Source organism: Candidatus Seongchinamella marina (genome assembly GCF_026262685.1).
In the GTDB taxonomy this organism is placed as follows: Bacteria; Pseudomonadota; Gammaproteobacteria; order Pseudomonadales; family Halieaceae; genus Halioglobus; species Halioglobus marinus.
Genome location: NZ_SHNP01000005.1, coordinates 200,740 through 226,022, shown reverse-complemented (window position 1 = coordinate 226,022; position 25,283 = coordinate 200,740). Strand labels below are relative to the sequence as shown.

The following is a 25,283-nucleotide window of genomic DNA, read 5'->3' as shown; positions in this document are numbered from 1 at the left end:
CTGTCGCCGCTGTTTTAGTCCTCTGGAACCGCTGATAAAAGCTCGTCCATTCTCTCCAGTGATGTCACCAGTTCACCAATCGCAAGACCGGTACCACGAAAAAACTCCTCGGCCATCGGCGCGATACCGCAGCGCTCGGGCAGCGCTTCCTGTTGCTCAAGCATGCTGTATATCGTGGGGATGAAAATAAACTGCAGCCATTGCGGCAGGGTCAGGGTATCTACGCAAAAAGGCTCTGTTGATAACAGAGCCTGACTGGATGGAGGAATTTTGTCCCACATGCCGAGCTGGCGCAGCTGGCCTTCAATATCGATCAGTACTTCTGCGATGTTGGTCTGCATTGATTGCTAAATAATTCCTTTGGGCGACGCTTGCGCGCCTTACTTTTCTCCACACACTTTACCCCGTTTAACCCAAGGATGCCGACGCTAATGTGCTTTACCGCTTTGACTGACAGCGACCTTTCAGCCACCCGCTGCGCCTATGCCTTGCCAAGCTCCAATGTAAACGGTGGTAACGAATCGAGAATGGCCTGCCCATAACGCTTGGTCATTACGCGCTTGTCTAACAATGTCACTCGACCGGTATCTGTCTCGGTTCGCAGCAAGCGACCAGATGCCTGCACCAGTCTTAGTGCGGCATCGGGAACACTAATTTCCATAAAGGGATTTTTACCCTGAGACTCAAACCACTCTGCCAGTGCCGCTTCCAGTGGGCTATCGGGTACTGCAAAGGGTATTTTGGCAATCACTACGTGCCGACAGTAGTCGCCGGGAAGATCCACCCCCTCCGCAAAGCTGGCAAGGCCAAAGATAACGCTGCCACTTCCCTGGTCGATGCGCTCACGGTGTCGTCGCAAAATTTCCTGCTTACTGTAATCGCCCTGCATCAGCAGTCGATCTGCCATGCTGCCGGCAACACCCTCGTAAACATCCAGCATCTGGCGTCGCGATGAAAACAACACTAACGCCCCTTCAGATGGGTTTAGCAAGTCCGGCAGACAGTCGATAATTGCTTCCGTATGGGCCTGGGCATCACCCGGTTCGCAATCCAGCGGAGGGACTGAAAATACCGCATTGGCATAATCGAAGGGGCTGACAACCTGCTTGTAATTGGCTTCGCGAGGCGAGCCAGAGTGGAGAATAAACCGTTCGAAAGAATTCAGGGCAGTGATGGTCGCCGAAGTAATAATGACCCCGGCTGCGTGCTTCCAAAGGTTTTCCTGAAGAATATCCTCCGCCAGCACTGGGCTGCAACGCAGATCAAAGCCATACTGACCACCACCGGTTAGCATGGTAATCCAGCGCGCTATTGGCGGAGTCGCTCGCTCGCCACCTGCGGCATAGGCTTCCCACAGTGACAGCGCAGCTTCAGCTCGACCCAACATTCCACCCAGGTTGATATGCCAGGTTTCAATTTCACTTTTATCCAGACCAGAGAAGTCGTCATCCAGAGCGTCCTCCAGAACAGCTTCCATACGGCCCAGCGAACCGGCCAATGTCTGGAACTGACTGGACAGACTAGCGGACAACGACAGCAGTTTATCGGGCACAACCCCGTGTTCAAACCGCACCTGCGGCTCATCTCTGGATCCCGCAGGATCGACGTCTTCAAACAATTGCGCTACCAGTTGTTCAGCCGTTTGCAGACTATTGATGGTCTCGTCCATATCAGCGGGTAGTTTTTGCAACAGACGCTCCAAAGAATCCAGCGATCCCAGAAAAGCGGCGCCCTGAGCCAGCGCTTTTTTTGAATCCTGCAACCAGGCAGCGGTCGTGTGCAAGCGGCAAAAGCTGGAAAAGTGCGACAGCGCTTTGTCTGGCAAATGGTGACCTTCGTCAAAGATGTAAATACTGTCTTCGGGAGGCGAGAGAATTGCACCTCCGCCAAGGGCGAGATCTGCGAGGGTCAAGTCGTGATTGGTCACGATGATGTCTGCATTTTGCAGCTCATCGCGGGCCTTGAAGAAACTGCATTGGGAGATATTGGGGCAGCGCCTGCCAGTACACTGGGCATGGTCGGTGGTAACCGGATACCAGACTTCCTCAGCAATGGCGTCCGGCCAATTGTCCCGATCACCATCCCATTGGCCACGCCCCAGGGCATCAATCATGCCGTGATATACCGGCGTCGCTTCGGCTGCCGACGCAGCTCCAACTTCGTCCGGGTAAAGGGCGAGCATACCCGTTTCACCCTGGCCTTCTGCCAGCAGTCGGTCCAGCTTGGACAGACAGATATAGCGACGGCGTCCCTTGGCCAGTGCATAGGTAAAGTCCAGGCCACTGTGATGCTGTATGTCCGGCAGGTCTTTGTAAATAAACTGTTCTTGCAGGGCAATCGTCGCTGTCGCCACCACTAACCGCTTTCCAAGGGCCTGGGCCATGGGTATTGCTGTCACCGCGTAGGCAATGGTCTTGCCGGTACCGGTACCCGCCTCAATCACGCAGACGGCGGGTTCTTTTGCCGGTCCTTCACCCGGCCCCGGGATTCGACCCAGAGTATTAGCAATCTCCGCGATCATTTGCCGCTGACCCCAGCGTGGCGTCAGCTGTTTGCTGTCCATCAGCGCGGTATAGGTGTCGCGGATCCTGTCCTTTAATTCATCGGTCAACAAGGTCAGTCAGTCTTATAATCCATTTTGCTGACTACCGCATTGGCGTAGATTGCCAAGGCATAGGGGCGATGTGCCTCGGGCAGTGCATTAATACGCTCCTCAAAGGACTCCCTGCTGCAGTCGCCCTGCTCCACATATACATTCTCTGGCTTGGGGGCGTGTTCGCCATACAGCAGATCGTAAGCATACAGATTCGTGGGATGCAGGCAGTATTGATCGACAATTTGGCGGTCTATCTCGTTAGCAACATCGTCCGCATTTTCAAAGCCGTCACCCAGTGGCTCGCCAAAAGACACATGCACCTGCCCCTTGCTGCCTGCAATACCATGCCCAATCGAGGCCACATCTTCCTGTTCACCTTTTTCATAAGTGCCAGTGCTGGCAAGTTCACTTAGCTCGTGGGCCTTTAACGCGTCGCAGGGGTCCAACTCATACGATATCGCAACCGGCACTATCGCAAGGCCCGCAACATGTTCGCCAAAGCTTTGCTCAGCCTTGTTGCGACTCATCCCCAGCATCTTGATAATCACCGGCTCAGTGCGATCAATGCCATCTTTGGCTCGCCCTTCGCGTTGGGCAATCCAGACAGAACTGTTTTCTGTACCAAGCGAGTACTGAATATAATTGGCAAGATTTTTTGAAGCTGCAAGCAACTCCCTTGGACCACTCACCGAGCGTTTGACGATAAAGCTCTTGTTCAAACGCATCAGGTCGGACACCCAGGATTTTGTTAACAAGTTGTCGCCGATGGCGATGCGCACGGTGTCGTGGCCGCCCTTGTGCAGGGCGTAGTTGGTAAATGCGGGGTCCATAGCAATATCGCGATGATTACTCATAAACAGGTAAGGGCGCGAAGCATCCAGCTTATCCAGGCCAGAAACACTAAATCCTCCTGTGGAGCTCTCTATCACTCCCTCCACATAGGTTTTGATGATCATTTGCATCCCGTAAACATCGCTTACGCCACGCACTTGTCTGCCCAGCCCCCAGCGCACCAGCCAGCGGGCAAGCCCTGGAAGCACAGCAGAAAATCGCGGCAATCGCAGCTTCGCCAGAGAGTCAGTCAGCTCTGGCTCTCGCAGCAATCTGGCAAGCACGTCCGCCACCTCCCCATCGCGGTAGGGGCGGATATCGGCAAAGGGGTCAGTCAAGCAAACTACCTCGGGTAGGAGAGCGCCTCACCTTACCCAAATTCGCCTCACTAGTCATTAGCCGCGCAACAACAGGCCTCAGGCACTGACTTGCTGCAATCATTCTGCTACCCTGCGCCGGCATTTTTAAACCTGATAACTCTGGAGGATTTATGGACGCCGGTTCCGCTACATTTCTCACCTACGGTGCGGCAATTTTGCTGACCAGTTGGGTACTACTTTTGGTCACTGCCTGGAAAGAAGACTACGCCTGGGGCTTATGCACGCTGTTCCTTCCTCCCCTGTCCTACCTCTACGCGCTGACGCGTCTGGACAAGGCCGGTGAAGCTATTGTGGTAGCTGTGGTTGGTTGGGTTTTTATATTTCTGGCGATTTAGCGTCTGCGCTGTTACGAAAGAAGCATTAATTCTTTTTAATGCTTCTTACTGACCCATATCGGGCGAATTTTTAATTTGTTTAATTTCAACAAGTTAGCGATATAAAACCAAGAAAAATAATTTCTTGTTACTTAGTTTCCCAAGTAATTAACAATCAGTAACATCTAATCCTAGACCTCTCAACGTATACTGAACACATTCGAGCCAGGCAGCTGCCTGCGCTGACATCCATAGTAGAAACAAGGAAATTGTGATGAGTTTCATCAAAATAGCGGCATTTACCGCACTGGCTACCATCTCCGCCACCAGCTTTGCTGCCAAGCCAACCAGTATCGTCTTCGACAGCAACGGTGAAACTGCCGAGGGCACCGACTTTGCAGCCTATATGGTGAAGTGCTCGAACGGTAAAAAAGTACCGCTGACCGCCTGGGACAGCCGCAAGAAGTGGTGTGTCGGCGACGCCGGCAGTGAGCAGTGTGAAAAGAAGCAAATCAAGGCAGCCAAAGCGGCCTGTAAAGCTTCCTGATCTGCATTTAAAAGCGCGTTTTCAACGCTCTACTTGCGACTAGCCCAAATAGCGCGCCTTTAGCTCGGCGCGCTCTGCGGCGCCCACCCCTAAAGCCTCTTCTAGATAACGCTCCACCGAGCCGAAATTGTCTTCTATGCTGACCAGCGCCCGGGACAGGTAGTCCTCATGCACCTCCAGCATCGGTCGCACTGCATCGGCGTCGACCTGTTCCATGCCATATTTACTCTTTAGCCGATGCATTTCGCGATCAGGATTAAAGAAACGACCGGTTAGCATGTAATCGTGCATCACCACATCCCGCGGAACACCCAATGCCTGCAGCACGAGAGCAGCAGCAAAGCCAGTGCGGTCCTTACCCGCAGCACAATGAACCAGGAACCTCGCCTCTTCGAGCTCAAGAATTTCTCGAAACATGCGCTTATAGGTTTCGCGCTGGCCTTCGGCGAAGTCTCGATTAATCTCCACCATAAAATCAAACATGGCCTGGCGCTCAAACTCCAGCTGGCCACCGCCTGGTTTTTCTGCTTCTTCAAAAAAGCGCGAGTTGCTGCCGGGGATGATCGGCAGACTGGCAACCCGGGGCTGGCGCTGCTGGGGAAAACGACTGGGATCGCTGGCCTGCTCTTCTTCGCGCCGAAAGTCACACACAAGATCCAATTCGAGACTGGCCAATAGCTCTAGGTCTCTATCGCTCAGAGTAGACAGCTGACCCGAGCGGAACAGGTAACCCCATTTGACCTGACGACCGTCCTGAGTTTCATAGCCTCCGAAGTCACGGAAGTTAGGTGTGCCTTCCATTCCCAGTTTGCGCTCAGAGGCCAGCACTTCATTACCATGCTGATCCCGCAAGCGGAAGAAATGACGATTCCCCAGCGGCAAACCACTTACACGCGCACCGGGGGATTCTTCCCGATGAGTCACCACGCCATCACCCAAAGGCTCTACGGTAACCTCGGTATCGGGCTCAGTGGACTGCCACTCAATGTGATAATCGCCACCGGAGTCACGCCAGATTTGAACTGCATCGGAAATCAACATGAAAAAACTCTCTAAAAAAGATTGCTAACCGGACAACCTGTTATGCGGGAAATCAGACCTGCTTGTATTGGAAGACTGCTTTGAGCAAGGTGTTAATCAGTGCCAGTTGCTTGTCCAGGGCCTCTTCACTGAAGGGATCCTGACCCAAAAGGTCTCGGTACATGGGTGCCATGGTGACGTAAGACATAACCAGGTTGTTAAAAGCCATGACCGCGTATGGCTGAAGGCCCATTTGAGTCAGCTGGCCAAAGTAATCCGCGTCTAACTCAGCCGGATCAGGGGAACGAAACATCGGGTTAAACAGGCGCTCAATAATCTCATTGGTATGCGGGCCGCCAGAGAGCGCTGCATGCTGAAGCAACCGGGCCAGGTTGGGATTGGCATGGTGCTGTCGGACAATCGTCTCCAGCCATTCCAATACTCGCTCCTGACTCAATTTACTGCTCTCCTGCATTTCCAGCAGGGGCCGACCAAATTCGACGAGCAATCGCTCCAGGACGGCCTCGTAAAGCGCTTCCTTGTTGCGAAAGTGGTTGTACAAACTGGGCGAGCGAATGCCGACTCTGTCTGCCACATCGCCCAGAGAAGTAGCGCTATACCCCTTCTGGGCAAATAGATCTTCCGCCGCATCGAGAATCCTCTGTGCGGTAGACGGTACGCTGGCGCTTACTGATGCTTCGCTGTTCATTGTTGCTAAATATGCCCCTAACTGCCCGTTGCCGAGAATAACAACTAATAGCCGTTAGTATACCCTCTGCGAAGAGGCCATGACACAGGCGACCGTTGAACCCTATCCAAACGCAGGCTAGACGTGCGGCTCGCAGGCAGATTTAGCCCCGGCATTATTCCCTAGAAGCCTTAATCCGGTTGACAATCGGGGGGTGAATGTGAATAATCGCGCCTCTTGAATTTTTGACCCTTTAGAGGACCAACACCGTGGCCAATTCCCCACAAGCAAAGAAGCGCGCTCGCCAATCCGAAAAGCGTCGCACTCACAACGCCAGCCTGCGTTCGCTGGTTCGTACCAACATTAAGAAAGTCGTTGCCGCTATTGGCTCCGGCGATGCCGAGCAAGCTAAGGCAGCCTATGCCGCTGCTGTGCCTGTTATCGATCGAATGGCCGATAAGGGTATTATCCACAAGAACAAGGCCGCTCGTCACAAGAGCCGCCTGAACAACCAGGTGAAGGCACTGTCTGCATAAGTTCTCTGCTGATACAAAAAAGCCGGCTTTCAAGCCGGCTTTTTTTTGCCCTCAATCAGGGCGCCAAGGTCACTGTCAAGCAGCTGAACTGCCCGCCTCCATTCTTTCGTGCTCCTTGGCAAATTCCTCCAGCATGCTCTGCTCGTAGGATTGAGCCTCTTCGGTATCCAGAGGTCGTTCCAGTGCCGCCCAGTTAATATCGCCGTCAGTGGCCAGATTTTCATACTCCAGGATGCCCAGAGACTCAAACTTGGGCCTGATCGCATCGGTCATCAGACCAATCCGCTTGAGATTAGGCACTACGCGCTGGAATAATAGGTTGCGAAATGTCGCCATCACAAATCCATCAAGCACTCGCTCGCGAGCCTCTTCAACGTCCCAACCAAAATAGGCAAACACGTCCGTCGCCACCAAGCGCTCCCGGCTGATCACGCAAGCCTCATAAGCAAACTGCGCTCGCGCCTCTTTTTCTTCCTGTGGCAAGGACTTCACAAAATCCTCAAGATAATTCACCCCGAAGGTGACATGCCTGGCCTCGTCCCGAGTCACCAGGTAAACCACATCCTTCAATACCGGATCAGGCGTTGTTTCCCGAGTGGTATTAAAGGCAGACAGCGCCAGACCTTCAATCACAATTTGCATACCAATAAACTTCATGTCCCAGCGTTCATCAGTGAGAATTTTATCCAAGATGCTCTTCAGGTGCGTATTGATGGGATACATCATACCCAGGCGCTGTTGCAGGTATTTGTTGAACACCTCAACATGACGCGCTTCGTCAAACGTTTGGGAACCGGCATAAAGTTTTGCGTTCAGGGTGGGCGCACAGGAGCACAGTTGCGAGGCGACCAACAAGGCGCCCTGCTCTCCATGCAGGAATTGGGAAAGACTCCAGGCGTTCATGTGCAGCCAAAACTCTTCTTTACGTTCCTCTGACAGAGCCAGATAGGGTGGGTAATCAGACAGGTTCATCATTTCTGCCTGAGACGCAGAATCCAGTTCAGGCCAAGGACGATCCCAATCGATATCCATTTCCGGATCCCAGTTAAGCTGCTTACCCAGGTCATACAACTTTTTGATCCGGTCGTCTTGTACCGAATAGTTCCAATTGTAGGAACCCGTTAACGGGGTCTGGAATATTTCAGCGATGTGATCAACATCACCATCGGTCAGCAATTCTTCCAGGTCAGGATTCTCACAGGGCCGATCAGCACCGGCAAACGTCTGTATTTTACGAGGAGCTTCTTCCGTCCATTCGATTTTCATCATCACCACCTGATCTTATTGTCCTAAAAACACCACTATGGTCGATCAATTGCAAGCCAACAAGGTAAAGTGTTGTCAATTTGCGGTCATATGTGGCCAAATACACCCATGCCACGGCCCACTACACCAGCACAGTATGTTCTTATCCTGATCGACTTCGCCGAACAGGCGGGATGCGAGCGCTCGCAGCTACTGCAGGGCACCTCCCTGGCCGAAACAGGAATCGACAACATTGGCGCCAGGGTCGACGACAGTGACTTCAATCGGCTGGCCCACAACGCCCTTGAGCTCACCGGCGACCGATCACTGGGCCTGCACCTGGGTTTACGTCTCAACCTGGGGACGCACGCGGTGCTTGGGCAGGCCTTCATGACCTGCCGGAATTTGGGCGAAGCCATTGAGCTTTTCCTCAAATTCCATCATTTACTGTCCTCTAACCTGCAGTTGAAGTTCGAAAATGACGGCGAAGAGTGTTCTCTTACTCAACTCGAGCAGCCATACGAGTTGCCTCATGATTTCGGTGCGGAGCTGCTATTTGCATCTATGCTCAACACGGTAAGGGGATTGCTCAACGCCCCCGGGTTGCAACTGCAGGTGGAGCTTCCCTATCAGGAGCCTGAGCACGGAGATCGGTACAGGGAAGTGTTTGGCCCCAAGGTTTACTTCGACGCGAAACAGGGCCGGATCCTGTTTCCATCAGCCCTCATGCACGCGCCGCTGCCCTCTTCCAATCCAGCCCTGCGGGCGCTTTACGAGCAAGAGTGTGAGCGCCTTCTCGCGGATTTACAGGAAGAGGATTCAGTCGCGCTGCAAACGCTGCGCCTGTTACGCAAATTGGAGGGCCAGTATCCGCAAATGCCTATCATTGCCCAAATGCTCAACTTTAGCCCCAGAACCTATCGGCGAAGACTGCAGCTGGAAGAACAATCGTTTCAGGACTTGCTGGATCAGGTGCGCGCAGAACATGCTACCCACTACCTAAAAAACACCCGCCTGCCGCTATCGAGTATCGCCTACATGGTCGGGTTCAATGACCCCTCCAACTTCCGCCGGGCTTACCACAAGTGGACCGGCCGCTCACCGGGAAAAGCCCGGCGTGACCATTAAAGCTTTATCAGTGCATCTGGGCCGAGAGGCCGCTCGCTGTATCGCCAGAGATGGCTGGGACCCAGCACTTTTTAATCTACTCTTAGGCGCATCCGGTGGGCCCAAATGGTTCATTCTTGGCCAACTGGATCGCTTCCTGTTTGGCGATTACCTGCAGCGCAGTCAAAAGCCGCTGGCGGCTCTGGGCTCCTCGATTGGCTCTTGGCGACATGCTTGCCTGGCCCAGGCAGACCCAATAGCGGCAGTCGATAGGATGGAAAAAGGCTACCTCTATCAGTTCTACGAGAGCAGCAGGCCTGGCCCGCAAGAGATCAGCGCTGTCAGCAGGGGAATCATCAACTCGGTGTTGGGCCCGGACGGGCGCGCGGCCATTATCGAGCACCCGCGTATCACCAGCCACATTGTTACCGCCAGAGGGAAGGGGCCCTCGGGTTCCCGCTCCTCAGCGCTGCTCGCGACCGGCATGGGCGTCGCAGCCGTGGGTAATACAATAAGTCGCAAACTGCTGAAGCATCATTTTCAACGTGTGGTTTTCCACAATGGCATAGACCATAGCTCAGGTTTATCCATGGACGACTTCGATACGATTTATTGTTCATTAACGCAGAACAACTTACTGGAAGCACTGCATGCGAGTGGCGCCATTCCCTTTGTGCTCAGCGGCGAAAGAGACATTTCGGGAGCCCCCCGTGGCCAGTACTGGGACGGTGGAATCATCGATTATCATTTCGACCTGGGACAGTTCCAAAATGAGGGACTTATTCTCTACCCCCATTTCCGGGCAGGCATTGTCCCCGGCTGGTTTGACAAGTTTCTGCCCTGGCGACATGCCGGCATCAGTGAAGCAGAAAAACTGGTGCTGCTATGCCCCAGCGAGGAATTTGTCGCGGCTCTGCCTCATGGCAAGATTCCTGACCGCACTGATTTCAGTAAAATGAAAGAGCAGGAACGGATAAGATATTGGGAGCATTGCATACAGGCCAGTAGCGCACTGGCAGAAGAATTTTCCGCTCTGATTGAACACAACAATCCTTTGCAGGGCGCAATCGTGCACTCCTGATTCAGCTTACGTGTTCTTCCAGAAAGCGTTCTACTTCGCGACGCAGCGGGCCTTCGAACATGGAAGTAAGCAGACCCAGTTTGACCGAGACATCAATCAGGCCATCGTCAAAGGACATCACTCCGTCAACCCCCGCGCCCTTGATTTTCACCCGATCGCCATCCCAACGAGAGCGCACGCCATGCTCTTTGACCAGACTGTCTGCAAGCTCTTCCGCGGCTTCGCGCACCTCGTCCCTGGACATGGTATAGGCTTTGGTAATTCGAAATCCGGCCACTGTTTTACCCCTTGTTTTCTAAAAGTATAGAGCATGCGTCACCCAGAGGCATGCTCCCAGTGTGAAAATCAGCCCGCGAGACTAAATACCCCGGCGTCCACAAAGTAGGTCCGCCCACAACACTCTTCAGACAGCATGCTTTCGATAATCGCAGGATCCTCGCTATAAGCGACGCTGCGTATGCTGCCAGGTAAATCCAGTACCGCAACTGCCCGCCATGGCTCCATCCCTTGATACAGCACAGTATATCCAGCCACGATCGCTTCGCCGGTATAGTCGGCAACTAAATCGCAAACATCACTGGCCTTGCGCACTTGCTCAGTAACATCATCAAATACCCAACCATCTGGATTGGGCTGAGCTGCCCAGAGGGCGACACCCTGCTTGGTCAACATGCCGCTCACCGTGGTTACAAGACCCACTTCTTCGGGGTTCTCGCGCAGCAATTGCGCCATCCTTACGGTCGCTTGAAACACAAAGTTATTTACCGGGCCACCGCCGAAAGTCATCGCACCGGTCACACTGAGGTCACCCTCGCCACTCATCCCAAATTCCTGCAACTGTGAACGCACGGCAAAAGGAAAGCAGGAGTAAAGCTCACGCAATCTGATGTCTTCAAAGCTGACGCCGGCTCTGGACATCGCCGTCTCACCGGCAATACGAAAACCAGCACAGCGACCCAGATCTTTGCGGCTAGAGACCACCGACATGAAATTCGATTCGGCAAACGCTCGCGGGTAAATCCATCGAGTCGGATCTATGCCCAGTTCAGCCGCTAGTCCTGCGCTGCACAAAATCAAGCCTGCACCCTGATCAACATTCCACTGACTGTTGTGCAATTTGGTATAGGGAAATGCCAACATCCTATTGCCAGCAGAAGCCTCGCTGATGAATCGGGCATCAACCGGATCACGCGACCAGGCATCAGGGTTGGCAGCGGCGATCTCACTAAAACGTTGATACATCGCACCCATTTGCTCACGGTGCTCATCAGGCGACAAGCCCTGCTGGTAGCGCAGTGCACTATCCATGATGGCGTAAAAACCAACCGGCATACCCAGACCGGTAGCAGACTCAACCTCGGACCAAAGCTCCTCTTCCGGCACCAGTTTGACGTCCGGCTGCGCATCACTTTGAGGCGTTTCAGAAGACTGCTCACCTGCCTTTGACGCTAACAGCGATCGATATTTGGCCTCTGCCCCGGTCACCAGCACTACATCCAGCTCTCTATCGGCGATTCGCTGGCAGGCGCGAGTCAGCAAGGTCTGCTGGGAAACACCAAATTCAGCAAAAACTGTTTTCGCTGATGGCACGTCAAGAGCCTGGGCCACTAACCTGCCGGGATCGCTGTAACCCCACATCCCCCTTGGCACAATGATTTCGCCTGCCCGCTGCAGCAGCTCCGGGCAGCCTGCATCTGCTGCCGCTTCACGCAGAACACGCTCCATAATCGCAACAGGTTCCAGCGCCTCGTTAAAATCAGGGTTGTGCTGCTGAAACGCTGCGACACCAACCAGAACCGGGGTATTGTCGTCCATACTAGTGCTTTATAAACGTGCTGGCATACCACTGCAGCATGCCTATTTTTTCTTCCAGGGTTTTATCAGCTTCCATTGCATAGAGGTTGCGAAAGCCAATAACGACATCGGTGACACCGATCTGCTCCAGTTCCTCGATACCCGCCTCAGTAAACGCGTTCTGCCCGGTAGTAAATATTCTGAAGGGCTTATCCTGAGTGCCGTATTCCTTTCTCAAGTCTGCAATACGGTTCAGATATCGCTGCAGCTCTTCCATATCGGCTCCAGCGCACATCCATCCATCACCCAGTTTCGCAGCCCGTTTCAAAGCGGGCTCTGCATGGCCTCCAATTAACAGCGGCGTCGGCGCTGTTGGTGCAGGGCACATTTTGTTGGCAGGCATTTGCAACATTTCGCCCTGATGGCCAAAAAACTCACCGCTCTCAAGCCCTCTGAGAATCGCTATCTGCTCATCGAAACGCTTACCACGTTTTTCCCAGGGTACACCGCAGACAGCAAAGTCTTCTGCCCACGGACTAATCCCAATGCCGAAGTCAAAACGGTTCCCCGATAGAGCCTGAATGCCCTGAACCTGCTTGGCAACCACCGCTGCCTGGCGCACGGCCAGCTTGTAAACGAAGGTAGAAAAGCGAATGCGTTCAGTGACCGCCGCCATGGCAGCAACCGCGATTAACGACTCCACAAAAGGAACACTCTCGAGGAACTCCCGGGAGCCATCAGCGTTATACGGGTACTTGGAACTGGCTTCCTGCGGGTAGCAAATGCTGTCTGGAATGGTCAAACCATCAAACCCAGCCTCCTCTGCCGCCTTTGCCAAGGGAAAATAATGACCGGGATCGCACATGCCGACCTGTAAGCTGAACCTCATTTTACTTCTCCTGTTATTATCGCAGAGCACACTCTAGCGTCTGGCGACGGGCGGGTCTGCAGCACCTTGAATTTTAAGGGCAACGGCCTCAAATACTGAACCCGAAGCAGCGAAAGTTCCCTAGCGCCTGACTGGCTCATGACGACCCGAGTCTGATATCGAACCCTTCATTGGAAAAGTCCAGATGAGTGAAAACACGCCACACAGCAGAGATCGTACCCAGCGCTTCCTCTTCGAGGAGGCCGATATTCGCGGCGAAATCGCACAAATAGATAGCAGCTATCGCGAAATCCTCGCTATCCATCAATATGCTCCTGGTGTCAGCCGCTTACTGGGCGAGTTTATGGCTGCGGCGGTGCTGCTGGCGACAACCCTCAAGTTTGAGGGCAAATTAGTGTTGCAAGTGCGCTCAGAGGGTCAAATACCATTACTAATGGTGGAATGCGACAGCCAACTGCGACTGCGTGCCATCGCCAGGGGTGCTCAGGAAGCCACCTCAGATCGCTTTGACCAATTGCTGACGGGTGGCCAACTGGCAATTACCATCGACCCCGTCAAAGGCCAGCGCTATCAAGGTATTGCCTTGCTGAGCGACGACTCACTCGCCAGCAGCCTGGACGCCTATTTCAAGCAATCAGAGCAGTTGGGGACCCGTTTTTGGCTCGCCTGCGACGGCGAGTCGGCCGCGGGCATGATACTTCAGCAGTTACCGGCGCAAATAGTAGCCGACAGCAACGACAGAAATAGCCAATGGCAACACGTCACCACTATCGCGAGCACACTCAAAGACGAGGAGTTACTCAATCTGTCGGCGCCTGAGTTAGCCCACCGCCTTTACCATGAAGACCCGCTGAGACTATTTGACACCCAACCTTTGCGTTTTCAGTGCAATTGCTCCCGGGAACGCACTTTCAATGCTCTCAAATCGTTGCCAGTTAGCGAAGTCAGTGAGCTATTGGAAGAACTGGGCAGCATCACCATGGATTGTGAGTTCTGTAACCAGCAGTACCGGTATGTCGAGCAAGACCTGCGGGACATTCTTGAACCTGATGGCCCAAGCACATTACATTAGTCTTATTTATAGTGAGAATAAAACAAATCATACCGCAGACGTTTCGCAATGGATCACGATTCTGACATAATTGGCGCCCTAAAATAGCCGCAATGTTGGCCATAGCCGGATGCTTTGGCTAAAAAAAACAGGACACACAATGACCGCAACCGCACCGACCGCCCTGGAATACCTGGACCTGGCGCCCTCTCGCTTGATTGAAGAAGCCCTGACGCGAGGCGAGGCCACGCTGACGGACACTGGCGCCCTGCTGGTAACAACCGGAAAGCGCACTGGGCGCTCTCCGGCTGACCGTTTCACCGTCAAGGAACCCAGCACCGAGGATTCCATCGATTGGGGTAGCGTGAATCGCCCCTTTGACCCGGACAAGTTCGATGCCCTATGGGATCGGGTAGAGGCCTATTTAGCTGAAAGAGATCGCTTCGTGTCTCACCTTCACGTCGGCGCCCACGCTGATCACTATATTCCGGTGAAGACAACCACCGAGACTGCGTGGCAAAACCTGTTTGGCCGCAATATGTTTATCCGCCCGAACAGCTACAACACCGGGCGCAAGGAAGAATGGAATATCCTTAACGTTGCCAGCTTCGAATGCGTCCCTGAGCGTGACGGGACTAACTCCGAGGGCGTGGTTATTGTCAACTTTGCTCAACGCAAAGTATTGCTGGCGGGTATGCGCTATGCAGGCGAAATGAAAAAGTCCATGTTCGCCGTGCAGAATTTCCTACTGCCGGAAAAAGATGTCATGCCTATGCATTGCTCAGCGAATGTAAGCGAAGAGGGCGAGACCACCTTGTTCTTCGGTCTCTCTGGCACGGGCAAGACGACCCTGTCGGCTGATCCGGCTATGTACCTGGTTGGCGATGACGAACATGGCTGGGCCAAAGGTTCGGTGTTTAATCTGGAAGGTGGTTGCTACGCTAAAACCATCAACCTGTCGCAAAAAAACGAACCCATAATCTGGGACGCTATTCGCTTTGGTGCAATCGTCGAGAACGTTGTAGTCGATGGCAAGCGCCACGCTGACTACGATGATACCTCCCTGACCGAAAATGGTCGCTGCTGCTATCCTCTGGAACACGTGGACAAGCGCACTGACACCAATGCGGGGGGCGAGCCCAAATGTGTGATTTTCCTGACCTGTGACGTTACCGGTGTACTCCCTCCTGTCTCCATACTTTCCAAAGAAGCGGCTGCCTTTCACTTCCTGTCAGGTTACACCGCTCGCGTCGGTTCTACAGAAGTTGGAGCAGAGGCTGGTATCCACCCCACCTTTTCTACCTGTTTTGGAGCGCCTTTTATGCCCCGTCCTGCTGGCGACTATGCTGAGCTGCTGATGAAGCGCGTTGAAGACTTCGACTCACAGGTTTATCTGGTTAATACCGGCTGGACGGGGGGCTCTGGCGCGCCCGACGGCACTGGTGCCCGCTTCCCTATTCCCGTGACCAGGGCAATCGTCCACGCCTGCCAGAGCGGCGCGCTGCTCAATGCTGATACCGGGCACCTGGATATACTCAACCTGGACTTTCCCACCGAAATTCCGGGCGTTGATGCCAAGTATGTCAATCCGCGTGCTTCATGGGGCGGCGAAGCGGCTTACGACGAGCAAGCTGCCAAGCTGGCGGCACTGTTCGCTGAGAACATCAAAAACTTCGATGTCTCAGACGCCATTGTGGCAGCGGGCCCCAACGCCGGCTAAACCAAACCCAGCGACAATTTGCAGGGGCCCGTTGGGCCCCTTTTTGTTGGTAGGGCCATTATCCAGAAAATTTCGACCTCTTTTAGTATGTTTATTCTAATTTTATTTCGTAATCTGCCTCCATTGGCGGGATATACCGCCGCATTTTGAACTTTAGGAGTGAGACCATGGCTGAGCAAATTAGCATTGATGAAGCTGTAAAAACTGTAAAGAAAACTGCCAAGAAGGCTGCCCCCAAGCGCAAGGCCCCTGCCAAGCGTAAGGCCGTTGCCAAGAAGACTCCTGCTAAAAAGACTGCTGCCAAGCGCAAGCCTGCTGCCAAGAAAACTGCAGCCAAGAAGGCCGCTCCTGATTTCGCTGCCAAAGCGAAGGAAAACGGCCGCAATGCTTTCCTGGCTAGCCTCGGCTTCTACGGCAAGGCATACGACCAGGTGCAAGACCAGTTCACCAGCCTTCAGGACCAGCTGGAAGAGCGTCGTAAGAAAGCTGAAAAAGCTTACAAAGAGCTAGTAAAGCGCGGCCAGAAAGTTGAGAAGGAAGCCAAGAAGGCTGTCGACGATATTGAACTGCCCAAGTTTGAGCTGGAAAGCCTGACTGACCGCAAGAAGCTGGACAAGCAACTGGACAAGGCCAAGGCGCGCTTTGAAGAGTTGAAGGGTTCAGTAAGCTTCAAAACCGCTGCTTAACCAAGTAGCGGTCCCATCCAGGACCACTTATCCCTGCACGTCAGGGGTTTTTTAGGGGCTACTTTGTAGCCCCTTTTTTTATGCCCGGTTCAACCCCGTCTCGCAAACTCTTCCCCATTCTGATTTAATCACTGGCCACCCATACAACGCTGCAGGGTAGAACCATGAGTGACGATAAGAGCAAAGTTACTGACAAAGCGGGCGAAATAGCAAAGAACATCTGGCTCGCTGGCGTTGGCGCTTACGGCAGGGCCGTAGACGAAGCGCAAACTAATTTAAAGAAAGCCACCCCAACACCTCCCAAACTTTTCCGTGACCTTGTCAAAGCAGGCTCTGCCCTCGAGGAAGAGGCTACCGGTGCAAGAGATGCAGCACTTAGTTCGGTTGAGGAGCGTATTTCCCAAGTGCGAGAGAACTTCCACATGCAGCGACTTGCGCGCATCGAAGACCTGGAAGGACTCCACAGTAAAGTTGACAAACTGACTCGCAAAGTCGATGCACTTACCCGGCTAATGAAAGAACAGCAAGCTGTCAGCAAACCGGCAGTAAAAAAGAAGCCGGCCGCAAAGAAAAAAGCCGCCGCTCGAACAGCCCCCCGAAAAAAAGCCGCTGCAAAAGCAAGCACCAAATCCGGCAAGTAGGAGGTCTAACCAAGCTTAATGAAAACCCGGGATCGCATTCTCCATACCAGCCTGCAGCTGTTTAATGAAGAGGGTGAAGAGCAGACCACGACCGTTGATATTGCCAATGAAATGGACATCAGCCCGGGCAATCTTTATTACCACTTCAAAGGCAAAGACCAGATTATTGCTGAGATTTTTCATCAATACGAAGTTGCCCTGTCAGGCACTTTGACAGCACCGATTGAGCGCCCCCTCAGTTCCCCCGGAAACGTGGAGGAGAACTGGTACTATCTCTACGTCGTTCTGGAAGAGATGTATCAATACCGTTTCTTTTATCACAACCTCGACAATATCCTGCAGCGATACCCGGAAATTCGCCGTCATTTCAAACGTTTAATCCAGCTCAAACGCGCCACGCTTTATGCCATTTGCCAGACATTAATACAGCAATCGGTGATAGACACCGGCGAACAGCAGCTGCTGGGACTGGTAGACAACATGACCCTGAATCTTACTTTCTGGCTTAGCTATGACCAACTGCTGCACGACCAGCGTGACCCATCTGTGTCTATCCACCAGGGCGTACTTCAACTGCTGACCATGGTCGCCCCTTATCTGGGCGATGATCAATTAAGCTTCTACCGCGATTGCGAAGCGATTTATGCCAGCATGCTCGAGGAAGCAGGCTAAGGCTTTCTCAATAGCATGACATCGGCACCGAATCTCTCCAGTTCAGCGTCATTGAGCTCTGCCCACCAACGCCACGTCTGCTCACTAAAAAAACAAACATGGGTAAAATCATTTTTATAGTGCCAACCGGCAAAGGCCTGCGCATCCAGCACCAATTTGGTCATGATCCCGAGATAACCGCCGGGCTCGAGTTGCTGCCAAAGTGCAGCCAGCTCACTGCCGGGCCTATGCAGATGCTCAACCACTTCAGTGGCGGTAATAAACTGGTATGACTTCTCAAGCACTGCCTCTTTCGGGTAAAAAAATACGTCGTACAACTGCATTTGGCAGCCCGCCTCCGTCAGCATAGTCGCCAGAGCGGGACCCGGGCCGCAGCCAAAATCCAGACCCCTGGCACCCTCGGGTATCCGCTCAAGCAAAGGCGTTGTCAAACGGGACAAAAAGCCCCTGTAGCCCTCGTCATAAACCTCGTTCTGATGCAGGTCATACTCTGCCTTTTCTTCTGCAGGCGTCAGGTAATCCTTGGGCGTAACAAACACCAATGCACAGTGGCAGCAGAGCAAATACTCCCTGCGAGCGTCTCGGTAAAACGGATCTATTTGTCGGTGATCGCAAAGAGGACAGTGCAATGAGCCGTTCATCTGCTATATTCCGTGTTCAATTTCAAACTCAAACATGAGGATAGTCTAATGACCATACAGGTTGGTGATTCAATTCCACAATCTACGCTTAAAAATATGAGCGCTGAGGGCCCACAGGATCTCGCTACTGCCGACATTTTCGCCGGTAAAAAAGTACTGCTTTTCGCTGTTCCCGGTGCCTTTACACCCGGCTGCTCCATCACTCACATGCCCGGCTATGTTGTCAATGCTGATAAGATCAAAGCGGCTGGTGTAGACACCATCGCCTGTATGTCGGTGAACGACGTTTTTGTCATGGGTGCCTGGGGCCAGGCCCAAAACGCTGAAGAAATTCTGATGCTGGCTGACGGCATGGGTGAATTCACCGCAGCACTCGGTCTGGAATTGGACGGCAGCGCTTTCGGACTCGGTACACGCTCACAGCGCTTCGCCCTGATCGCCGAAGATGGTGTCATCAAACACCTGAACGTTGAGCCTGGAGCCGGGGTAGATGTCAGCTCCGCCGAAACAATGATGGCCCTGCTTTAAGCTATTTTACCGCGGGGACGGTTTCCACCGTTCCCGCGAGTCGTTTTCTGTCTGCATCCGTTGCCGGATTCCCGGTCTCGTAGAAGTATTTCATCCCCGCCGCTATCTGAAGCAATTGCTTGCGCATAACTGGCAACATCATCGAGCGACCCAGAAACTTTCCAATCCCGCCCCAGGGCATAGCGAAACGCAGGGTCAATTCAATACGCGTTTGCTCCAGAGACTGCTCACTGAGCAGGTAATCAAACTCCGCCAACTGGAAGGGTGGCATCGGTCGCGCACCCTTGTGGAGTTTAATGGTGAACCCCTGCCCCTCGTTCCATTGAACAATGGTCTCCTCAATGTATTTGCTGCCAGTGTATACATGTCGATGAGCACCTAAACCTGACCTCACTGTTGATACAATTTTGGTGCGAGTCAGCTTGGGCACGTAATTATGCGCCAAAGAGAAATCCTGCAGCCTCTCCCATGCTTGGCCCACTGGCACATCCACCAGCACAGACACCGAAGCTTGCTGGGTGTTGAGGTCATTCATCGCCCGATTCCACCATCAGACTTCCCGCCGCAATAGAAAAAAGGCAGTAGGCCAGAAAGTAGTAGAAACCCACTTCCAGCTCCGAACTCATGGTCAGCATGTCACCCATTTGCCCGGATGCACTGCCCGCCATGTAGGCGACCAACATAGCCATGACAAACACATCTGCCATCGACCATTTACTGAGCCTGGCATTGAGCCACCACAAGGGCGCACGCCACTGTGACTTGGGCAAGACTAAAGCAGTTGCCTGCAAGCACAACTTCAACAAAGGGATAATCACACTAAAAAATACGATCAGGAATGCCACGGGCAAATTCCCGGTAGTGGCAAGTTCATTAACCGTCCCCCAAATGGAACGGGTGGTTTGATAGGCGGTAATCTGGCCCTCCATCTGATCAAAGCCCAGAAAGCTGGAGAACATGGAGAGCATCTGTCGAGTCTGGGGATCTGCGTCCTCACCAGCGACCATGTCGATACCTAACTCAGCCACCATAGATTTTTCCAGGGTACCCGTCAGCGTCATCACTGGCTGGGTAACCCCCGGATAAAGTAAAGCGACCGACACTACAATCAGCAGTAAGACCAGCAGGCGACGTTGCATCGACATGACATTTTTCCTCAATTAAAGGGCTGAATCATACCCCAACCCGGACTCAAGTGAGCTGCAGGTAACAGACCAGGGTAATAATCGCTGCTCCCAGAAAATTCAACGCAACGCCCTCCCTGGCCATACGAGCAACACTGAACATACCGCTGCCATAGACCACCGAGTTAGGCGCGGTAGCCACCGGCAACATAAAAGCGCAACTGGCGCTCATGGCCGCAGGCACCATCAGTACTTCCGGGGCAATACCGGCAGTCAGAGCGGCCGCAGCCAGCACCGGCATCAACAGCGAGGTGCTGGCCGTGTTCGAGGTCGTCTCTGTCATAAAAGTAACTATCAAAGCGATAAGCAATATCAGCAGGTAGATAGGCAAACTGGCGAGGGTGCCAAACATCCCCCCCAACAACTCGCTCAGGCCTGAGCTGACAAAACCTTTTGCCAGGCAAATACCGCCTCCAAAGAGCAGTAATACGCCCCAGGGAATAGTGACCGCCCGCTCCCAACTGAGCAAACGTTCGCCTTTCCCATTTGGCAGTAGAAACATCAGCACCACCGCCAACAAAGCCACCGAGGCATCGTTAGCCTGCGGCAGGTTTAGCAAGGTTTTCCAGCCTCCGAAAGGTTCACTGCGGGTAATCCAGGCCAAGGCCGTGAGACAGAACACCAGCATCACCCGCTTCTCTTCCGTACGCCAGGCGCCGACTTCCGGCAAAGTCACTGCAATATCGCCGCGAATATTTCGAGTCAGGATGAACGCCATTGCCGGCACCATGAGCACCACCACTGGCAAAGCCCAACCCATCCAGGTGGTGAAGCTAATCGTCCGCCCCGTCGTTTCCTCAAAGACCTGCATAAAAATCAAATTGGGCGGGGTGCCAATGGGAGTGCCCAAGCCACCCACACTGGCCGCATACGCCACGCCCAGCAATAGCGGCGCCGCCAGCTTCTGTTTGTCTGGAGAAGCCTCCAGTACCGCCAACACCACCGGCAGTAACATCAGCGTCGTGGCCGTATTGGAGATCCACATACTGAGCACCGCTGCGGCAACCATAAACCCCATGACCAGACGCAGGCCATTGTGCGCGCCGAACAGATTGACCATGCCAATAGCTATGCGTCGATGTGCGCCTGAATGTTCCATTGCCTGTGACAATAAAAACCCACCAAGCAGCAGTAGAATGAGTGGCGAACCGTAAGCCTGACCCACTTCAGCGGGGGTAATCACCCCCAGTAGCGGCAGCACTGCCAACGGTAACAGGGAGGTCACTGGAATCGGTATAGGCTCAAGCACCCACCAAACCACGCACAGTACAGCAACAAATCCCACCACGGCGATATCACCGCCATGTCCGGCTTGGCTGAGCCCATAGGCGGCCGCAGATGCCAGCCCCAGACCCGCCCAAATTGCCCAGTCACGCATCCGCACCAACCCTCGGAAACATGTTCCCTAAGTCATCGACGATGAGCTCTGCTAGCGACGTTTTCATTGTATGTACCCAGTTAATCGTTTTTTCCATCCCATTGACCCGATCTACTCGCCCTGCCCCGGGCAGTGATAGAGAATCCTGTCCCATGACCCTCTTCCTGTAAAGCCCCACCGCTGGCTTTGGCAGACATCAACGAATACACTGGCGCCATGAAAAGCACCCTCCCTAACACGTTAATCGACCAGTTCCAGCGGCGCGTCACCTACTTACGCCTGTCGGTCACCGACCGTTGTGACTTCCGCTGTGTTTACTGCATGGCCGAGGACATGGAATTCGTGCCCAAGGCGGAGGTACTTTCCCTGGAGGAGCTCTACCAGATAGCCCGAGCATTCACTGAGTTGGGCGTGGGCAAAATACGCCTCACCGGAGGAGAACCACTGATTCGCAACAACGTCATGTCGCTCATTAAGCGCATGGGGGAATTACCGGGACTGGATCAGTTGGCGATAACCACCAATGGCTCGCAGCTGCAGCGTCTGGCTCCTGAGCTGAAAGCGAGCGGTGTGCAGAGGGTCAACATCAGCCTGGATAGTCTGAATCCGCGAAAATTCCGCCACCTGACCCGGCACGGCAACCTGGACCAGGTCATTGCAGGTATTGATGCTGCGGTGGCAGCAGGATTCAAAGGCATTAAGATCAACGCGGTAGTTTTAAAGGGTCGCAATGAAGGCGAAGTCGTCGAATTGGTGAAGTTTGCCCGCCAACGGGAAATCGACATCGCATTCATCGAGGAAATGCCCCTGGGGCTGATCGATGATCATGACCGGGTCCTCACCTTTTGCAGTAGCAACGAGTTACAAGACATTATCGCTGCCAGTTTCCCATTGCACCCTGAAGGTGATCCCCAAGGTTTCAGCGGCCCCGCCCGCTTTTACAGCATGACTGACAGTGCCTCCCGGGTCGGTTTCATCTCACCCCACAGCAATAACTTCTGTCATCTTTGCAATAGAGTGCGGGTCACGGTGGAAGGACGCCTGTTACTGTGCCTTGGCAATGAGCACTCTATCGATCTGCGGGAAATCTTGCGCGGGGACGACTACAGCCTGGAAAAGCTCAAGTGGGCCATTGTTAATGCGATGGATATCAAACCCGAGCGCCACTACTTCGACAACAGTGAAGCCCCACAAATTGTTCGCTTTATGAACATGACGGGTGGCTAGTACCCGTCACCCGATCACTGACGTACAATGTCGGCCTGCCAAAAAGGAACCGACCCAACGTGCACAATCAGGATTTCCCCCAACTCGCCTCAGTCGAGAGCATCAAAGAAGGCTTTGAATCCTTCGGCTATATTTGCTCAGACAAGATCGCCACTGCGGTCTTTCTCGCCTTCCAGTTGCGCAAGCCCATACTGGTGGAGGGTCCACCAGGCGTCGGTAAAACAGAACTGGCCAAAACCACATCACAACTACTGGAAACACCGCTGATCCGGCTCCAGTGTTATGAGGGGCTGGATGAGGCAAAAGCACTGTACGAATGGAAGTACGGTAAGCAGCTGCTTTACACCCAGGTGCTCAAGGAAAAGCTGGGCGATCTGTTGCAAGGCACCCACGACCTTGCTGAATCAGTGGAAAGACTGCATCAATTTGGCGACATCTTTTACTCTGAGGAATTTCTCGAGCCGCGGCCACTGCTCAAAGCCATGCAACAAGAGCGTGGGGCCATTCTGCTGATCGATGAGGTAGACAAGTCCGACTACGAATTTGAATCACTGCTGCTGGAAATACTCTCGGACTACCAGATTTCTATACCCGAAATTGGCACTGTAAAAGCGCGCACCACGCCCATGGTATTCCTCACCAGCAACAATACTCGGGACCTTTCCGATGCGCTCAAACGCCGCTGCCTGCATCTTTATATTCCGTTTCCCACTGTGGAACTGGAGGAGAGAATTATACGTAGCAGAGTGCCCGATGTAGATGAAAAACTGCGCCACCAGCTAGTGGAGTTTGTTCACTCCCTGCGTCAAATGGATTTAAAAAAGATACCGGCGATTTCCGAAACGATCGACTGGGCTCGAAGTCTCCTCCTGCTACATGCAGACAAATTGGACGAGGAGCTAGTGCGCAGCACACTCAACGTGCTACTCAAGTTCGAGGATGATATCGACGCCACAGATAGCGAGCTGCGCCAGCTGATTCGCGATACCACCAGGGATTAAAGATGCCGGACAGCCTGGTCAGTTTCATCCAGGTCCTGCGCACTCACGATGTGCGTATCTCGCCTGCTGAGACTCTGGATGCGATGCATGTCGCTACTACCCTGGGTTACAGCGATCGCACTTTGCTGCGGGATGGCCTGGGCATGACCCTGGCCAAGACACCAGAAGAAGAAGCAATCTTCCTACAATGCTTTGATCGATTTTTTGATCGTCAACTTGCAGATTTCTCCGAAGAGCAACAGCCAGACGAACAGTCCGCAGTCGACGACAGTGAAGCCGATACTGCCAGCACTCCCGATCAAGATAGCAGCGTATCAGACACCACGAGTGAATCTTCACCGCTGGAAGAGGCCGCCCAGAGCGATCCCTCACTGGAAGAGCTAATGCAATCCGAGCTGATGCAGGCACTGGTGAATAACGATCGCAACGCTCTCAGCTTGGCCATGACCAAAGCGGGAGAGGCGGCCGGCCTGCAACAGATTCAGATGTTCACCCAGAAGGGACAGTTCACCAGGAAAATTCTGGATACGATGGGTGAAGAACAGATCCGCAAGTCTGTCATCGAGTTGGAGCGCGCCGACAGTCCCGCACTATCCGAGCTTCAGCGCTATCGAGACATATTGCGAGAACAAGTCAGAGATCACGTAGAGAGCCAGTACCTGCTGCACGCCCAGGGGAAGACCCAGCAGTTTATGGAAGACGTGCTCAGTAAAACCCGGCTCAGTAATATCGAACATACCTATCTGCATCGGGTACACGACCTGGTGCGTAAAATGGCCAAAAAGCTGGCGGCCCGGCACTCCCAGAAACGCCGCGAATACCGGCGTGGTCAATTAAACATGCCTCGCACCATGCGTGCCGGAATCGCCAACGATGGGCTGATGTTCGATGTTCACTGGCGCAGGACCCGAAAGGAGAAACCACAGATACTCGCCGTTTGTGATGTCAGTGGTTCGGTCGCAGCCTACGCCAAGTTTTTACTGCTGTTTCTTTACAGCCTGCAGGACGTTCTGCCCCGAGTGCGCAGCTTCGCTTTTTCCAGCAACCTGGGGGAGGTAAGCGAACTTTTCGAGCAGTACCCCGTGGAAAAAGCGATTGAGCTGGTGAACTGGAAATACGGCGGAGCCACAGATTATGGCACTGCCCTGACGGATTTTGCCAACCTGGCACTGGATGACATCAACAGCAACACCACGGTTATCATCCTCGGCGATGCTCGCAACAATAAGGGCGACCCAAAACTGGAGATCATGCAGAGTATTTACCAGCGCTCGCGTCAGGTCATCTGGCTTAACCCTGAGTCACGCCGCGCCTGGGCCACAGGCGACTCGGAAATGCAACGCTATCAAAGCGCCTGTCATTTTGCAGCTGAATGCAATAATCTAAAGCAGTTGGAACGCATCATAGACCAGCTCCTCAAAAGCACCCAATAAAACTATGGCTTACTACTGCAACGATTGCAGCTACCTAGGTAAAACAAGTGGTCACGGCGGACAGTGCGCCGCTTGTGGCTCTTTTAATTTGTC

General features: G+C 53.5%; 28 protein-coding genes. 14 read left to right on the top strand and 14 right to left on the bottom strand.

The annotated features are described in order from the left end of the window. Positions 1-14 precede the first annotated feature (14 nt). From EYC87_RS14715 to EYC87_RS14705, 3 genes are all read right to left on the bottom strand, one after another. Positions 15-341 (bottom strand): YqcC family protein, encoded by a 327-nt coding sequence (locus EYC87_RS14715; RefSeq protein WP_007230761.1) that lies wholly within the window; start codon positions 339-341, stop codon positions 15-17. Between the two features lie 140 nt (positions 342-481). Then, complete coding sequence (gene dinG / locus EYC87_RS14710; RefSeq protein WP_279253539.1) at positions 482-2,614, bottom strand: ATP-dependent DNA helicase DinG; 2,133 nt, start codon at positions 2,612-2,614, stop codon at positions 482-484. A gap of 2 nt (positions 2,615-2,616) precedes the next feature. Further along, positions 2,617-3,765, bottom strand: a complete 1,149-nt coding sequence (locus EYC87_RS14705; RefSeq protein WP_279253538.1) for a 1-acyl-sn-glycerol-3-phosphate acyltransferase — start codon at positions 3,763-3,765, stop codon at positions 2,617-2,619. A gap of 152 nt (positions 3,766-3,917) precedes the next feature. Here EYC87_RS14705 and EYC87_RS14700 point away from each other — a divergent pair, with 152 nt between their 5' ends. Together EYC87_RS14700 and EYC87_RS14695 are read left to right on the top strand one after the other, a co-directional pair. Then, positions 3,918-4,142, top strand: a complete 225-nt coding sequence (locus EYC87_RS14700; protein WP_007230753.1) for a hypothetical protein — start codon at positions 3,918-3,920, stop codon at positions 4,140-4,142. 253 nt (positions 4,143-4,395) lie between these two features. Beyond that, complete coding sequence (locus tag EYC87_RS14695; RefSeq protein ID WP_007230756.1) at positions 4,396-4,668, top strand: hypothetical protein; 273 nt, start codon at positions 4,396-4,398, stop codon at positions 4,666-4,668. A 39-nt stretch (positions 4,669-4,707) separates the two neighbouring features. On the opposite strand, the gene EYC87_RS14690 is transcribed toward EYC87_RS14695, so the two are convergent. Together EYC87_RS14690 and EYC87_RS14685 are read right to left on the bottom strand one after the other, a co-directional pair. After that, on the bottom strand, positions 4,708-5,709 hold the full coding sequence (locus EYC87_RS14690) for a tyrosine-protein phosphatase (RefSeq protein WP_279253537.1): 1,002 nt from the start codon (positions 5,707-5,709) through the stop codon (positions 4,708-4,710). A 52-nt stretch (positions 5,710-5,761) separates the two neighbouring features. Continuing rightward, positions 5,762-6,397 (bottom strand): TetR/AcrR family transcriptional regulator, encoded by a 636-nt coding sequence (locus EYC87_RS14685; protein WP_279253536.1) that lies wholly within the window; start codon positions 6,395-6,397, stop codon positions 5,762-5,764. A gap of 248 nt (positions 6,398-6,645) precedes the next feature. Here EYC87_RS14685 and rpsT point away from each other — a divergent pair, with 248 nt between their 5' ends. Continuing rightward, complete coding sequence (rpsT, locus tag EYC87_RS14680) at positions 6,646-6,912, top strand: 30S ribosomal protein S20 (protein WP_279253535.1); 267 nt, start codon at positions 6,646-6,648, stop codon at positions 6,910-6,912. Positions 6,913-6,987: 75 nt separating this feature from the next. Here rpsT and EYC87_RS14675 read toward each other — a convergent pair whose 3' ends face one another. Further along, positions 6,988-8,178: a ferritin-like domain-containing protein gene (locus EYC87_RS14675; RefSeq protein WP_279253534.1), complete on the bottom strand. Its 1,191-nt coding sequence runs from the start codon at positions 8,176-8,178 to the stop codon at positions 6,988-6,990. A gap of 108 nt (positions 8,179-8,286) precedes the next feature. Between EYC87_RS14675 and EYC87_RS14670 the strand changes: the two genes are divergently transcribed. Continuing rightward, positions 8,287-9,285, top strand: a complete 999-nt coding sequence (locus EYC87_RS14670; RefSeq protein ID WP_279253533.1) for an AraC family transcriptional regulator — start codon at positions 8,287-8,289, stop codon at positions 9,283-9,285. Then, positions 9,275-10,345: a patatin-like phospholipase family protein gene (locus tag EYC87_RS14665; protein ID WP_279253532.1), complete on the top strand. Its 1,071-nt coding sequence runs from the start codon at positions 9,275-9,277 to the stop codon at positions 10,343-10,345. Before EYC87_RS14670 ends, EYC87_RS14665 begins: the two co-directional genes overlap by 11 nt. A 1-nt stretch (position 10,346) precedes the next feature. Here the strand turns inward: EYC87_RS14665 and EYC87_RS14660 are convergent, their stop codons facing one another. The 3 genes from EYC87_RS14660 to EYC87_RS14650 all read right to left on the bottom strand — a co-directional run bounded on the left by EYC87_RS14660 (position 10,347) and on the right by EYC87_RS14650 (position 13,028). After that, positions 10,347-10,622, bottom strand: coding sequence for a polyhydroxyalkanoic acid system family protein (locus tag EYC87_RS14660; protein ID WP_007229865.1), 276 nt, complete (start codon positions 10,620-10,622; stop codon positions 10,347-10,349). Positions 10,623-10,690: 68 nt separating this feature from the next. Further along, the gene (locus tag EYC87_RS14655) at positions 10,691-12,160 is read right to left on the bottom strand and encodes a thiolase C-terminal domain-containing protein (RefSeq protein WP_279253531.1); all 1,470 of its coding nucleotides are present in this window, start codon (positions 12,158-12,160) and stop codon (positions 10,691-10,693) included. A 1-nt stretch (position 12,161) separates the two neighbouring features. After that, positions 12,162-13,028 (bottom strand): TIGR03619 family F420-dependent LLM class oxidoreductase, encoded by an 867-nt coding sequence (locus EYC87_RS14650; RefSeq protein ID WP_279253530.1) that lies wholly within the window; start codon positions 13,026-13,028, stop codon positions 12,162-12,164. Positions 13,029-13,212: 184 nt separating this feature from the next. On the opposite strand from EYC87_RS14650, the gene hslO reads away from it, so the two are divergent. The 5 genes from hslO to EYC87_RS14625 all read left to right on the top strand — a co-directional run bounded on the left by hslO (position 13,213) and on the right by EYC87_RS14625 (position 17,798). Continuing rightward, positions 13,213-14,100 carry an Hsp33 family molecular chaperone HslO gene (gene hslO / locus EYC87_RS14645; RefSeq protein WP_279253529.1) on the top strand — a complete coding sequence of 296 codons (888 nt, stop codon included), beginning with the start codon at positions 13,213-13,215 and terminating at the stop codon, positions 14,098-14,100. Positions 14,101-14,239: 139 nt separating this feature from the next. Continuing rightward, positions 14,240-15,799, top strand: coding sequence for a phosphoenolpyruvate carboxykinase (locus tag EYC87_RS14640; RefSeq protein ID WP_040541855.1), 1,560 nt, complete (start codon positions 14,240-14,242; stop codon positions 15,797-15,799). Between the two features lie 167 nt (positions 15,800-15,966). Next, positions 15,967-16,485, top strand: coding sequence for a hypothetical protein (locus EYC87_RS14635; protein WP_279253528.1), 519 nt, complete (start codon positions 15,967-15,969; stop codon positions 16,483-16,485). A 164-nt stretch (positions 16,486-16,649) separates the two neighbouring features. After that, positions 16,650-17,126, top strand: a complete 477-nt coding sequence (locus tag EYC87_RS14630) for a phasin family protein (RefSeq protein WP_279253527.1) — start codon at positions 16,650-16,652, stop codon at positions 17,124-17,126. An 18-nt stretch (positions 17,127-17,144) separates the two neighbouring features. Next, a complete protein-coding gene (locus EYC87_RS14625; protein ID WP_007229835.1) occupies positions 17,145-17,798 on the top strand; it encodes a TetR/AcrR family transcriptional regulator in 654 nt (217 codons plus the stop codon). On the opposite strand, the gene EYC87_RS14620 is transcribed toward EYC87_RS14625, so the two are convergent. Next, positions 17,795-18,439, bottom strand: a complete 645-nt coding sequence (locus tag EYC87_RS14620) for a class I SAM-dependent methyltransferase (RefSeq protein ID WP_279253526.1) — start codon at positions 18,437-18,439, stop codon at positions 17,795-17,797. The two genes, EYC87_RS14625 and EYC87_RS14620, sit on opposite strands and share 4 nt — an antisense overlap. A 48-nt stretch (positions 18,440-18,487) precedes the next feature. Between EYC87_RS14620 and EYC87_RS14615 the strand changes: the two genes are divergently transcribed. Then, on the top strand, positions 18,488-18,967 hold the full coding sequence (locus EYC87_RS14615) for a peroxiredoxin (protein ID WP_040541858.1): 480 nt from the start codon (positions 18,488-18,490) through the stop codon (positions 18,965-18,967). A 1-nt stretch (position 18,968) separates the two neighbouring features. Here the strand turns inward: EYC87_RS14615 and EYC87_RS14610 are convergent, their stop codons facing one another. Genes EYC87_RS14610 through EYC87_RS14595 form a run of 4 tightly spaced genes read right to left on the bottom strand, consistent with a single transcriptional unit; the run spans position 18,969 to position 21,683 of the window. Continuing rightward, a complete protein-coding gene (locus EYC87_RS14610) occupies positions 18,969-19,502 on the bottom strand; it encodes an SRPBCC family protein (RefSeq protein ID WP_279253525.1) in 534 nt (177 codons plus the stop codon). Then, entirely contained in the window at positions 19,495-20,112 is a 618-nt protein-coding gene (locus EYC87_RS14605) for a paraquat-inducible protein A (protein WP_279253524.1), read from the bottom strand. Before EYC87_RS14605 ends, EYC87_RS14610 begins: the two co-directional genes overlap by 8 nt. Before the next feature lie 46 nt (positions 20,113-20,158). After that, positions 20,159-21,529: an SLC13 family permease gene (locus tag EYC87_RS14600; protein WP_279253523.1), complete on the bottom strand. Its 1,371-nt coding sequence runs from the start codon at positions 21,527-21,529 to the stop codon at positions 20,159-20,161. After that, positions 21,522-21,683 (bottom strand): hypothetical protein, encoded by a 162-nt coding sequence (locus EYC87_RS14595; RefSeq protein WP_279253522.1) that lies wholly within the window; start codon positions 21,681-21,683, stop codon positions 21,522-21,524. Before EYC87_RS14595 ends, EYC87_RS14600 begins: the two co-directional genes overlap by 8 nt. Positions 21,684-21,745: 62 nt before the next feature. Between EYC87_RS14595 and moaA the strand changes: the two genes are divergently transcribed. Genes moaA through EYC87_RS14580 form a run of 3 tightly spaced genes read left to right on the top strand, consistent with a single transcriptional unit; the run spans position 21,746 to position 25,190 of the window. Continuing rightward, positions 21,746-22,756 carry a GTP 3',8-cyclase MoaA gene (moaA, locus tag EYC87_RS14590; protein WP_279253521.1) on the top strand — a complete coding sequence of 337 codons (1,011 nt, stop codon included), beginning with the start codon at positions 21,746-21,748 and terminating at the stop codon, positions 22,754-22,756. Between the two features lie 59 nt (positions 22,757-22,815). After that, positions 22,816-23,757: an AAA family ATPase gene (locus EYC87_RS14585; RefSeq protein ID WP_007229812.1), complete on the top strand. Its 942-nt coding sequence runs from the start codon at positions 22,816-22,818 to the stop codon at positions 23,755-23,757. Between the two features lie 2 nt (positions 23,758-23,759). Continuing rightward, positions 23,760-25,190, top strand: a complete 1,431-nt coding sequence (locus EYC87_RS14580; RefSeq protein WP_279253520.1) for a vWA domain-containing protein — start codon at positions 23,760-23,762, stop codon at positions 25,188-25,190. Positions 25,191-25,283: the final 93 nt, after the last annotated feature.